The following is a 12558-nucleotide window of genomic DNA, read 5'->3' as shown; positions in this document are numbered from 1 at the left end:
TCAGATTATCGGATCGTGGACCGTCACCAATTTGGTGCCGTCGGGGAAAGTAGCCTCCACCTGTACATCCGGAATCATTTCCGGTACGCCTTCCATTACGTCATCGCGGGACAGCACTTCTCGCCCCAGGCTCATTAATTCGGCCACCGTCAGCCCATCGCGCGCGCCTTCCAGGATCGCCGCGCTGATAAGCGCCACCGCTTCCGGGTAATTGAGTTTCAGCCCGCGGGCCTGCCGACGTTCTGCCAGTAATGCCGCGGTAAACAGCAGCAGTTTGTCTTTTTCTCTAGGTGACAATTCCATGCAAAACTCCTCAGGTCGCCCAGATGCGCGGAGCGACCGCCGCGCGTCCCAGCATCATGGGCCGTAGTAAGATCCACATGCGGTGCAGCAGATGCTGCAACCGCTGATTATCGTGGTCCAGCAAACGCACCACCAGCAGCGTATCCAGTAAACTGGCGCCCGCGGCGGGTAGCTTCGCCTCGCTTAAAACCTCGCGCACCCCGGCCAGCATCTCATCGGTCGCCGGAGTGGCGAAAAACGTCGCATTCAGGGGATAGCCCCCCAATTTGTCCAGTTGCCCGCCGTCGATATGCAGGCGCTCAAACAGGCCGGGGCCGCCGGGCAAGGAGATACGCAACCGTGAGTCAAGCTTGCCGCCACCAAAGCCTTCATCCATTACCGGCCTGCCAAAGCATAAGGTTTCAAAACCAAGGAGCCGCGCTCCGGCCTGCAGGGTAAACTCGCTGTCGATGGCGACGTTGGCCCCCGGGAAAAAAATGTTTCCCTGCGGCAGCCACTCCAGCGTACTGCCGGCGGCCAGGGTAAAATGTTGCGTTAAACAGGCCCGTTCGCCGGCGCTGCGATAAAATTTGGTAGCGCCCGGCATGGTCATCAGCCCATGGCTGTCAGGCCCCATACTCACCGAAAGCTCAAGACGATCGCCGCCCACCACGCCCCCCGGCGGATGCAGCAAATACAGATGCGGATAGTCGGCCTCGGGATAAAACGCACGCTGTACGGTAAAGGGTCCCCGGTGCCGCCGTTTTACCAGCAAGGTGCGCCCGTACCGCCGTTCAAAGCCCAGCGCCAGTTGCCCCAGCCAGCCGGCGGGAGTTGCCATATCGGCGGCGGATTGTGCTGGTTCTACCATATTTTTTACCCTGTCCCTTTGCCTGTCCGCTCGTCTTATCATGGAATTGCGAGTCATGGGATTGCGAGCCTTGATGCAATATTTACGCCAGCCTTGACCCGAGGCCAGCCCCCTGTAAATGCCCTAAGCACGCCCTGTACATGCCGCCACCTTGCCCCGGCCGCACCATTTAGGTGCCTGCCGCGCACTGTTTTAGTACCACTACCTATAAATGCACAACAACGGTACAGACGCTGCCGGCGGGGTAGCAAGATCGCACTGCTGGCCAGAGAAGTTAAAAACAATTAATCAATAATTTTATAAATCTTTTTTTCAATTAGCGTCATTATCTCATTGCCCATTAACTGCCGCTGAAATAAAGACAACCAGCGTATAAAAAGGTAGTGTCGTTATAAATAAATACCGCTACCGCCGCGTCATCATAAACGCGGCATTGTATAAAATATATTTCTGGGTAAAACCCAGATCATAAAAAGCAATATTTCATAAATTAATGAGGTTGAATATGCTACAAATATTATTTATTGACGCTCCGGCATGCCATGCAAAAATTAACAGTGAATTACCCCCGGCCCTACCCCCCCCATCTCACCATCGTTTAAGGCAGGTGATAACAGCAGTCTATAATCGGATACCGGCGCCTGCATTTCCCTGCGTGATTAAAAATCGTTGCGACCACAGTAATATGGCAAAAAATAACTTATCCCATGACGATCCGATCCAGATAGATACATTATTTTCATGCGTTGGCGAAATTAATCGCAACCCCGATTGTTTATTGAATACTGGGGCACGTAAATTCATACGAATTGAAATAGATGAGGGTCTATTTTCCGTGCCCTGCCGTCAAATCAGGCTCCCTAGCGGCCATAAGATTTATACCGGAGAGATAATGGGCCGTCGGCTGGTCTCGGATGGTCGCCTTTACCATATCGATACGATTGTCTATGGTAAGCCCCTGGGGTTTTTCGCCGCGTTAGCGGGACTGGCAGCCCAAATAACCGCCGTCGCCAATCTCTGGTCCTTATCGGAGCCTCCCCCTGTCGCCAGCACCGGGACCGGAGAAAGCGGCGCACCTCACGTTGGGCCATCCCTGCCGGTTTCGGCCGCAGGATATCCTTATCATGATTGGCGTAGCGTCCTGGCAGCCTTCTGGGCTGGGCTGCGCGATCCGCTAACCTTGCCCGCGGCCATGGCTGCGGCGACGAATGAAACTTCCTATAATAGCCCTGGTTCGTCGCCGGTTGCCAACTGGGTGCATTACTGGCCGGAAGATATTGCCCGGTTTTCCATTGATGAAAATAGTAAAAAATACCCTTATTATGTCCTTAAAAGACAGAACAGCGAGGGCATTCCTGAAGAAGAGATCCAGCCAAAAGGCAATCCTGCAATAATTTACATGATTGATAATAAAGTCTACAATTTTGATATACCAAACACTTACGTCTTGCGCTATCTAAATCAAATACAAATCGAATTCTATAACTCATCACCGTTAAGCCGAAATGACATCGATACACTCTTGGCTTTTGATGATTTTATTGGTGAAAAACTGAAAGTTAAATTTAACCGTGCTTTGTACCTGCAAGACACAGCGTTAACAGTCGAATTAATAATGTTAAAGTTGCAGACCGAAAAAATCATAATCTTGTGTCAGGAAAATATAGCCGCCAGTCAAGCTACAATTGATAAAATAAAAATATCAGACCAGAACAATATCAAAATTGATGCCTTGATGCCAAAAATACACTATCAGCTTATAAAATCGATGAATGATCTGGATATGGATCTCATTCTGGAAGCAATAGATTTCAAATCAGGAATTTCATTTATTCAAGCAAAAGAAAATTTGATCGAAGAATATAAAATCGTTAACGACACCCAGAAAGAAAAGTACATTAACCTATATAAAATCATCAACCAAATGCAAGAAGCTCATGGTATTTATTCGGATTGTCTCACCTATCATCCGCATACGGAGAATATAGAAAAAATAATGTTTATAAGCGATATGCAGATATTTAGCTCACTCTTGCATGGCAATAGCGAAATGTTGGAAAATAGTTGCTTAAAGCGCATTTTTTATTTGATTTTTGAATACACCAGACTTAATGATTTATCAATAATGGGGAATGTTTTTATTGTACCAGGAGAGCTGACAAAATATAAATTGATGTTTGAAGAAGAAGAGCCTGAATTAAAAATAGATGAAACAACTCCTGTAATGATTAATGAGTTGATAAAACATCTTAATGCTGAAGATGATGATGATAGTTTAATGAACTATATCATAAAACTGATAGATATTTTCACTGTGGATCATCCGGAAGAAATGGGCCATGATTTATGGTATCAAACTATGTCAACATTATTTATCAAGGTAAAAAATGTATTAGAAGAGAATATCAAAAATAGCATATATGAAAAAAAAAGATATTTATTACCGCCAGAATGGAGGATAGATTACAATGAACGTCTTTTCCGTGATAAGAAAGCCTACATTTTGTTAGAAATCATCATTGATATTTACGATGAATTCTATGATATTTTTGTTGAATATGCTGCCAATAAGAACATTATTTATGTAGGGAATGATGAACAACGCATAGCCAAAGCAAAATTAAACGCCATATATAAAAGAAGTACCGAAACCGAAATCATTACAAACCAGGACGATTTACTGTATTTCTTTAAACAGCAGGTGGAAGGAGGTGACATTCCATTATTATTCACCGCCGCGCTCAATTGGTATTTTTCTAATAATGATAATATTTTTATGAGCATCAGTAAAACTGGATTTTTAAATATAATCAGAGAATTTGCAAAAGCAGATCGGCAAGTGCTTCGTACCATGGGGGCACGAGTGAATGAACAATATACCTCAGTATATAAACTAAAGCGTTCAAAAGAAATGGAAAACGCTGAAGAATATTTCAATCAATTTATAGAATACAACATTCATGATTGCTACCATGAGGCCCGTAATCTTACAATGAATGCTATTCAATCATCAACTTTAAGTTATTATGAACTCATCAATAATCCATCGAAGTCCATGTTTTTTAAAATCTATAGTCGAAATTATGTGCAAAATGTATTATCCCATGACACTTGGGTTTCGTCTCCGGAGAGCAACATTGGCCATATTGCCATTGTTATGACAAATAATAAAAAACTTTATCTTATTTCTACATTATCTAACATATCAATAATTAAAAACATAAATTTTTTGAAGGATAGTCCATTATTGGAAAATTTCAGTAAAAAGTGGGAAGATACTTCTACAGAACTATTATTGCGAAGTAGACCAAAATTTGAATTGAGCTCAAATGATATGTCAACTCTGTTTTCTGGCATTAGCGCCAATCAGACTGAAATAGCGTTGGCACTGGAACTCATCTTAATGCGTCCTGAGGAGAATAAATATTCCAATCCAATGCCGCCATTTTCTTCAACGGCGGTTAAAGAAATGCACGTCGTAAAACCATTGATAGAAATCATAGATATGCTTCATGAAAAAATGTTGATTGAAATTTCTGACACCAGTAAAGAGATGTTGATCGACCGAGCCTGGACAGACTACATTACGGCCCAAATTCCTTTTTATAGTTTATTCTGGCGCTATTGGAACGATGCAAACTATAATATCGAAATTAAAGAGTATATATTCGACATCTTTGACTTGGTATTAACATTTTTCCCTGCGGGCATTGCTTTTAATAATTCCGTATTTAAAGTTTTTGTTGATATTTTGAAAATAGCAAAAATAAGAAAAATCCCCATTAATGGGCTACGTAATTATTTATTACAAGAGTTTTCCAAAACATTGCCTTCACTTCTATATTCAGAAAGCCTTGCTTTAGGTTATAATCTAGCCTCTTATATTTCCCCCCTTCCCTTACCACCCTCGTTAGCACATTGGCTCATTTCAAAATTTGAATCAAGGATTGGCTCTGCCATTTTTCAAGTCAATAAAATAACCAAAAAAAACAAAGAAATGAAGGAGAAAATTCGCCAAGAATGGTCCACCAGCATTGACACAAGAAAATATACATTAAATAGCAATGGAATATATAGCCCAATAAGCGGGCACGTTCATCAATTACAATACATTAAAGACCGGCTGCGTTTTTTTAAAGTCGAATGGGATAAATCCCAGAACATATGGCGCGTCCTGAATCCTGATACAGATAATAAATTTAATTTAGCCATGCCGGTTAAATTTATGAACAATGGAGAGAATGCTTTTTTTGCCTTGGCGGAGAGTAATCATCACTCCCCCATTAATTTTCTTAAAATACGCCCATCAATCTTTGACTCACGTAGCGGAAGGCTTCAGTTCGAATCCAGAGATATTTCCGGGATGAATACCAAAACGCTGACTGCCGACCAGCTGCAGCATAAACGGTCCCTGCGGTTTTTCTTAAGCGAAGCGCTTAAGGATTTACAAGATGCTTATGCCAGCGGTGCAAAAGAAAAAGATATACTCCAGCAAATAACCAATTTATTAACCGGGCACAGGCCTGTTGGATTGCATCACCATATTATGGACAATTTTGGTGAAACGTATTCATCACCCCACGTTAGTGGGGTAGGAAAAATCAGTATTGATTCAATTAGCTTTAGGTCAATTAATTATTGGTTGAACCAGTTTGACCATCATCCCATTAGCAGCCTGGCTTTAGTTGTGAAGCTACACCATACTACACTCATCATTGATCTGTTTTTTGTTCACCCAATCGAAGAGATGAGAATAAAAGGCGAGAGCATTTTTTTAGAAAATGAATGGAACAATCTGTATCGTAATACATTGCCTGCTAAATACAGCCTGGTTAAATTCAAAGATTATACTTCTTATGATGGCACCTTGGACTTTAAATCGCAAACCACGCGCTATCCAGGTAAGTTTATCCAAAATGCTTATTTATTGAGAGAGCCGGACTGGTACAAACCCGCAGTAACCAATCACTATAATGCCTTTTATAATGAAGCCGATGCGCTTAACGCTATTGAACGCAATACCATTCGGTTAGCGGCTCGCAAAGCGATATATATCATGAGGCCATCCATGGGTCATGAGCAATTTCCATTATTGGTATTAAAAGAGGAAAAATTACTATCCAAAAACAGTGAAAGAAGTTTATCCGCTAACATAAAAAAAGCCACAACCCAGGCAATCCATGAAGCTGATTATTTAGAGCATCGCCATGAAATTATGTATTTCGACGAATTATTAAGGGTTAATGAGGGCAAATGGCTGGCGGTTATCGACGATGCGGGGTTACTCAAGCGGTTAATGATTAGCGTGGGAAATGGCCGTTTCGGTGTCGCCGGCGCCAGCTTTTTCGATGAGTCTCTTTCCGATTTGCCCTGCATCATAGTAGCGGAAGAGATGGGAACGTTGGTCGATAAAAAACTCAAACTGCGACACCACGATCGCACCTATAGGATAGTGGCGGGGAATGCGGCTTTGCTACCAGAGCTTACGCCTACCTTGATAAAATCGCTCCCACAAAAAAAAATCGTTGAATATGGCGAGGCAAACCAGATAATTTCAGAAAGTTTCATAAAAAAAACTAGAGAGGAAGTGCTATTAGGTAAGGACTGGAGTATACATAAAATAGCCGGTTTAGACACGCGGATACGTATCCAGGCCCATGGTTCGCCCTTTAATGTTAATTATATGGATGCGACTGAACTATCACATGCCATTCGTGGTTTATTATTATCACGCCCCGAGCAGTTTAACTTTAATCAATTGCAAAGCATTGAGCTGTTTTCTTGCTTCAGCGGTTATGGCAACAAATACTCTACGGCACAGATCTTAGCCAATGAACTTAACCTGGCGGTCAATGCCTTTCCCGCCAAAATCAGCCACTCCATTCGTCAGCGCCGGCCGGAATGGTTCAAGACCTACCTGCCGCTGCAATCCAAAACCGATGGTGCGGTAGAAGACTACGTTATCTACAAAAATAAGGCCAAGACCGACCAACTGGCCAAACGCCATGCCCAGTTGCACAACCTGATGACCATCATATGCGACATTAGAAAAGCTATCGGTCTAGGACGCAACAAGCGTACCGCTAATATGCTGCCATCTATTTATATTGATTTAGCGCTGGTGATTATTAGTAATATTAACGTAGATGACTTTATCTCTTTGTATAGTTTACCCTCCGGTGCCAAGGCTAACATGCAATCAGTGTTGAATGAATATGCTATTAAGGCCGAGGACTCCGATGAGCTATTTATGCAAGCGTATTTGGATATCATCTACTCCATTAATGAACTAAGCTATTTGTTCAACCAATGGCAATGAGTGGGACGCAGCCTGTCCGCCAGCGTCCTCGATCGTGTCCGTTTTCGCCTTGTATCGGGCAGCTTAAGTCTGGTAAAACGTGGTTAATGTTTTCACCGTAACGGAATGAGCCATGCTTGAACTGCGCCCGAACTGCGAACGCTGTGATGCCGACTTGCCGCCCCATAGCCCGGATGCGCGTATTTGCTCCTATGAATGCACCTATTGTGCCGCATGCGCACAGCGGTTTTTGCACAATAGTTGCCCCAACTGCGGCGGAGAGTTAGTCAGAAGGCCCATCCGCCCAGCGCATCGCCTTGCCGTTCACCCGGCCTCTACCCAGCGGATAGTAGCAAAGCGTTAACTTTCAGCTATCGAATCTATCTATCAAACCCGCTATCAATACCCTTCGGTTGCCGTACTATTAACAGCGCGGGCAACGGAGAAGACGTCCCGCCTTGATATTTCATTAACGCTTAGGGGCATAAAATGTATAATTTCTCACGTTTTCAGGCAAAAGAACTGGCCTTGGCTTATATGAGCGGCAAGGCGGCAAACTTATCACCGGAAGAATTTTTTCTGCAGGTCCGGAAGGCTGAGAAATCGTTTGATTCATTAATTAAAGGCGGCCAGGAACAACGCGTCGGCGAACTGGTGAAATCTTTTTAATATGTTCCACCGCGGCGGTGCCATTTATTTGCTGTTTAATGGCACCGCGGGGTAAATGCTTATTTCCAGGCGCTGGCCTCATCCAACTGACGGTAATCCTCATCGCTGAGTTTCAGCGTAATGGCTTTTGACAACTCATCGAGCTGTTCAAGGGAGGTCGCGCTCACAATCGGTGCGGTAATACCGGGCCGCTGCATAAGCCAGGCCAACGCCACTTGGGTGGGCGTCACCCGGTGCTGCTCGCTAACGGCATCCAGGACCTGCAAAATGCGGATACCGCGCTCATTGAGATAGCGGTCCACAACCGTTTTGCCGCGCTGGCTTTTGGCGGCGTCTTCCTTGGCGCGATACTTGCCGGTCAGAAAGCCGCTGGCTAGCGCATAGAAATTAATGACGCCGATGCCGTGGCCGGCGACCACCGGCGCCAAATGTTGCTCATATTCCTGGCGATCGTACAAATTATATAAAGGTTGCAGCGCTTCGTAGCGCGCCAGCCCGTTCTGCTCGCTGATGCGCAGGGCTTCGGCCAGCCGCGGGCCGGTATAATTCGACGCGCCGATAGCCCGTACTTTTCCCTCTTTAATCAACGCATCAAAAGCGCCAAGCGTTTCTTCCAGCGCTACGGATTGGTCATCGTCATGGGATTGATATAAATCGATATAGTCGGTTTGCAGGCGGCGCAGGGAATCCTCCACCGCACGTTTGATATAGCCCGCCGACAGGCCTTTCTTATCGTCGCCCATGGGTTTGCCGACCTTGGTGGCGATAATCACCGCATCGCGCTTGCCGCTTTTTTTCAGCCAATTGCCGATAATGGTTTCCGATTCGCCCCCCTGGTTGCCTTCAACCCATCTGGAATATACATCGGCGGTATCGATGAAGTTAAGCTGCTGTTCCACCAGGGCATCCAAAATGCGAAAGGAGGCCGTTTGATCGATGGTCCAGCCAAAGACATTGCCGCCAAATACCAGCGGGGGAATACGAAGGCCGCTGCGGCCCAAAGTACGTGTTTCCATCGTTATCTCCTTGCTTATCAGGATAATCGTTATCTGGATGAGAGCGATATGTGCGGGGTTGCAATAATATTACGGCCTTGCCGCGTTTATGCCGTGACCAACCGTGCCCCGGACAGATTGAGCGCCAATCGCTGCCGGCTGAGCAGCGCTTCGTGTTCCATCCAGCCGATAAATAATTGCAACGCCGCCGAAAGCGTTTTTTGTTCCGGATACACCAGATAATACGCCGCGCCGCTTTCAATGCATAAAGGGAAAGGGGCAATCAGGCGGCGGGCCTGCAGATCGTATTCCACCAGGCAGAGATCGCCCATGGCGATCCCATATCCTTGCAGGGCGGCGGTCATGGCCAGATCCAGCGTATCGAAGTGCTGGGCCTTGACCGCCGGTAAACCATCGCAGCCGGCCGCTGTTAACCATAATAGCCAATCCCGGCGATCGCGGGTGGGATGCAGCAGCGTTTTATCGGTCAGGGCGGCGGCCACATCCGTCTCCCCCGTCCATAAATCGGGGATACAGACCGGCGAAAGAACTTCATCGAATAGATGAGAAACGCGGTTTTTTTTATTCTCCGGCCGGCCGAACACCACCGCCGCGTCGAAATGCTCGCTGGCGAAGTCAACGCCGTGCGAAATAGCCGTGGTCAGCGCGATGTCGATTTCCGGATGCTGATTTTGCAGTTGCATAATGCGCGGCAACAGCCAACGCATCGCGCAGGTCGGACACTTGACCCGCAGGGTATCGGGACGGTTATTCACCCCGGCCAGCGCCGCGTCGATTTGCCCCAGGCCCTGCCGTATGGGGGCCAGCAGCGCGGCGCCCGCCTCGGTCAGGCACAGGCCGCGCGCCTGGCGGATGAACAGCGCATACCCCAGGTGCTGCTCCAGGCCGGCGATTTGCCGGCTAACCGCGCCCTGGGTCAGATGCAGCCGCTGCGCGGCATGGGTAAAATTCAACCGTTCGGCCACCACGACAAAGGTTTTCAGTACGTCTAGGGAGGGCAGCGGATTCATCATGCCGCCGCCGGCCCTGCTATTATCAGTATGGCGATCATACATTCACTCCTTGGTGCGCCCGCCGGGCATGGTCAACCGTGCCATGATCTGGATGCATGGCTAGTATGACAAAGAATCAGTTGTCGTCACAAGGGTTATGCGGCTTAATCATTAAGCCATGCCGGCCGGCCCAGTGCCCGCACCTTGCCCGCGGGCGGCCGCGGACCCTATGTTCTTATCCACGCACCAGGAGGTATTACCCCATGCAGAGCGCTATTCCGCCCCGCTCTAAGCTACCCGATGTCGGTACCACCATTTTTACCACCATCGGCCTGCTTAGCGCCGAACATCAGGCGCTGAATCTTTCATCGGGCGCCCCCAGCTTTGACTGCGATCCGCAACTGGTGGAAAATACCGCTAAAGCCATGCGCGCCGGACATAACCAATACGCGGCCATGCCGGGGCTGCCCGCGCTGCGCGAAGCGCTGGCGGAGAAAGTGGCTACCCTGTATGGCTGCCGTTATGACCCCGTAACCGAAGTAACGATCATCGCCAGCGCCAGCCAGGGGCTTTACAGCGCCATCAGCGCGCTGGTTCATCCCGGCGATGAAGTGATTTATTTCGAACCCGCCTTTGACAGCTATGCCCCCATTACCCGCCTACAGGGCGCCGTGCCGGTGCCGGTGAAACTGTCGCTGGACAATTACAGCATCGATTGGGAGGCGGTAGCGGCGGCGGTAACCCCGCGCACGCGCATGATCATCATCAATAGCCCGCATAACCCCACCGGCACTATTTTTAGCGAAGCGGATATCCAGCGGCTGACCGCGCTGACCGCCGACACCGACATTCTGATCCTCTCGGATGAAGTTTACGAACACGTGGTGTTTGACGGCGAACCCCATCGCAGCATGGCGCGCTATCCGGCCCTGGCCGAGCGCAGCGTGGTGGTGTCGTCGTTCGGCAAGACCTATAGCGTCACCGGCTGGCGGGTGGGCTATTGCCTGGCTCCCGCTGAACTGATGCATGAAATCCGCAAGGTGCATCAATTTATGGTGTTCTCGGCTGACACGCCGATGCAGTATGCCTTTGCCGAGGCGCTGGCCTCGCCGGAGAGCTATCTCGGCCTGTCGGCGTTTTACCAGCGCAAACGCGACATATTGACCAGCGCCCTGCGCGATTCCCCTTTTAAATTGTTGCCCAGCGCCGGCAGTTTTTTCCTGCTGGCGCAGTTTAGCCATTTTTCCGCGGACAGCGACGGCGATATGGTCATAAAATTGATTCGCGACGCCAAAGTCTCATCCATTCCCCTGTCGGCTTTTTACAGCGACGGCACCAATACCGGCACGATCCGGCTGTGTTTCGCCAAGGACGAGGCAACGCTGCTGGAAGGGGCGCGCCGCCTGTGTGAATGGAAAGCATCCTGAACGATAATCGCCCGGCGCGGCACATGCGGTGCCTCCTGGCTTACTTTATAATTTAACGATCTACTTTTGACGGGACGGATAATGAAAAAAATAGCGATACCTCTGGTAACACTCCTGGCGCTCGCCTGCGCCATGGCCCCGATGTCGGCCATGGCCGAGCAGGGCAAAATCCGCTTCGGCCTGGAGGCGCTTTATCCGCCGTTTGAATCCAAATCGCCGACCGGTGAGCTACAGGGCTTCGATATCGATCTGGGCAACGCCGTATGCCAGGCCGCAAGCGTTAAGTGCGAATGGATCGATACCTCGTTCGACGGTCTGATTCCCGCGCTACAGGGCCGTAAATTCGATGCCATCAATTCGGCGATGAATGTGACGGAAAAACGCCGCCAGGCCATCGATTTCACTAACGTGATTTATCGGGTGCCGACCAAGCTTATCGCCCGCGCCGATAGCGGCCTGTTGCCGACGCCAGAGGCGCTGAAAGGGAAAAACGTGGGCGTATTGCAAGGGTCCATCCAGGAATCCTACGCCAATGCCCATTGGGCCAAACAGGGCGTCAACGTGGTGGCCTACCAGGATCAAAACCAGATCTATATGGATCTGACGTCGGGCCGCCTGGATAGCACGCTGGTATTGGCCCCGGCCGGGCAGTCGGGTTTCCTGGCCCAGGAGCAGGGCAAAGGGTTCGCTTTTGTCGGCCCGGCGGTCAGCGACGACGCCATCCTCGGCAGCGGCATCGCCTTCGGCATCCGCAAGGGCGACGATGCCCTGAAAAAACAGTTGAATGACGCCATCGCTAAAGTGAAGGCCCAGGGCACGGTGACCACCCTGGCGCATAAATATTTCGGCGATATCGACGTCAGCGCCCAGAACTGATACCCGCTAACGCCCCGCGGCGAAAGTTGCGGGGGCATTTCGCAGGACCGGCTACAAACCCTGACACCACCTCCACAGTTCCTCCATCTTTGTCCGCGCTTTTTTGTCTAAACTGGTTATATCATTT

9 protein-coding genes are annotated in these 12558 nt (G+C 48.5%); 5 read left to right on the top strand and 4 right to left on the bottom strand.

The features are described 5' to 3' along the window. The gene (locus ACL2XP_RS05740; RefSeq protein ID WP_413737606.1) at nucleotides 1-303 is read right to left on the bottom strand and encodes an urease subunit gamma; all 303 of its coding nucleotides are present in this window, start codon (nucleotides 301-303) and stop codon (nucleotides 1-3) included. Between the two features lie 10 nt (nucleotides 304-313). After that, the gene (locus tag ACL2XP_RS05735; protein WP_413737604.1) at nucleotides 314-1153 is read right to left on the bottom strand and encodes an urease accessory protein UreD; all 840 of its coding nucleotides are present in this window, start codon (nucleotides 1151-1153) and stop codon (nucleotides 314-316) included. Between the two features lie 505 nt (nucleotides 1154-1658). Between ACL2XP_RS05735 and ACL2XP_RS05730 the strand changes: the two genes are divergently transcribed. From ACL2XP_RS05730 to ACL2XP_RS05720, 3 genes are all read left to right on the top strand, one after another. Beyond that, the gene (locus ACL2XP_RS05730; protein ID WP_413737603.1) at nucleotides 1659-7472 is read left to right on the top strand and encodes a hypothetical protein; all 5814 of its coding nucleotides are present in this window, start codon (nucleotides 1659-1661) and stop codon (nucleotides 7470-7472) included. Between the two features lie 112 nt (nucleotides 7473-7584). After that, nucleotides 7585-7815 carry a DUF1272 domain-containing protein gene (locus ACL2XP_RS05725; protein WP_413737602.1) on the top strand — a complete coding sequence of 77 codons (231 nt, stop codon included), beginning with the start codon at nucleotides 7585-7587 and terminating at the stop codon, nucleotides 7813-7815. 125 nt (nucleotides 7816-7940) lie between these two features. Beyond that, entirely contained in the window at nucleotides 7941-8120 is a 180-nt protein-coding gene (locus ACL2XP_RS05720) for a hypothetical protein (RefSeq protein ID WP_413737601.1), read from the top strand. Nucleotides 8121-8179: 59 nt separating this feature from the next. Here the strand turns inward: ACL2XP_RS05720 and ACL2XP_RS05715 are convergent, their stop codons facing one another. After that, a complete protein-coding gene (locus tag ACL2XP_RS05715) occupies nucleotides 8180-9136 on the bottom strand; it encodes an aldo/keto reductase (RefSeq protein ID WP_413737600.1) in 957 nt (318 codons plus the stop codon). Nucleotides 9137-9222: 86 nt separating this feature from the next. Beyond that, complete coding sequence (locus ACL2XP_RS05710) at nucleotides 9223-10149, bottom strand: LysR substrate-binding domain-containing protein (RefSeq protein WP_413737599.1); 927 nt, start codon at nucleotides 10147-10149, stop codon at nucleotides 9223-9225. Nucleotides 10150-10391: 242 nt separating this feature from the next. On the opposite strand from ACL2XP_RS05710, the gene ACL2XP_RS05705 reads away from it, so the two are divergent. Next, on the top strand, nucleotides 10392-11555 hold the full coding sequence (locus ACL2XP_RS05705; protein WP_413737598.1) for a methionine aminotransferase: 1164 nt from the start codon (nucleotides 10392-10394) through the stop codon (nucleotides 11553-11555). 81 nt (nucleotides 11556-11636) lie between these two features. After that, a complete protein-coding gene (locus ACL2XP_RS05700; RefSeq protein ID WP_413737597.1) occupies nucleotides 11637-12431 on the top strand; it encodes an ABC transporter substrate-binding protein in 795 nt (264 codons plus the stop codon). Nucleotides 12432-12558: the final 127 nt, after the last annotated feature.

Source organism: Sodalis sp. RH21 (genome assembly GCF_047324175.1).
Classification (GTDB): Bacteria; Pseudomonadota; Gammaproteobacteria; order Enterobacterales; family Enterobacteriaceae; genus Acerihabitans.
Note: the sequence above shows the minus strand (reverse complement) of the source record. Positions and strands in the feature narration are given on the sequence as shown.

Excerpts from the sequence above, each read along its gene's own strand:
- ACL2XP_RS05740 (WP_413737606.1), bottom strand. The coding sequence starts at position 303 with ATGGAATTGTCACCTAGAGAAAAAGACAAACTGCTGCTGTTTACCGCG.
- ACL2XP_RS05735 (WP_413737604.1), bottom strand. The coding sequence starts at position 1,153 with ATGGTAGAACCAGCACAATCCGCCGCCGATATGGCAACTCCCGCCGGC.
- ACL2XP_RS05730 (WP_413737603.1), top strand. The coding sequence starts at position 1,659 with ATGCTACAAATATTATTTATTGACGCTCCGGCATGCCATGCAAAAATT.
- ACL2XP_RS05725 (WP_413737602.1), top strand. The coding sequence starts at position 7,585 with ATGCTTGAACTGCGCCCGAACTGCGAACGCTGTGATGCCGACTTGCCG.
- ACL2XP_RS05720 (WP_413737601.1), top strand. The coding sequence starts at position 7,941 with ATGTATAATTTCTCACGTTTTCAGGCAAAAGAACTGGCCTTGGCTTAT.
- ACL2XP_RS05715 (WP_413737600.1), bottom strand. The coding sequence starts at position 9,136 with ATGGAAACACGTACTTTGGGCCGCAGCGGCCTTCGTATTCCCCCGCTG.
- ACL2XP_RS05710 (WP_413737599.1), bottom strand. The coding sequence starts at position 10,149 with ATGATGAATCCGCTGCCCTCCCTAGACGTACTGAAAACCTTTGTCGTG.
- ACL2XP_RS05705 (WP_413737598.1), top strand. The coding sequence starts at position 10,392 with ATGCAGAGCGCTATTCCGCCCCGCTCTAAGCTACCCGATGTCGGTACC.
- ACL2XP_RS05700 (WP_413737597.1), top strand. The coding sequence starts at position 11,637 with ATGAAAAAAATAGCGATACCTCTGGTAACACTCCTGGCGCTCGCCTGC.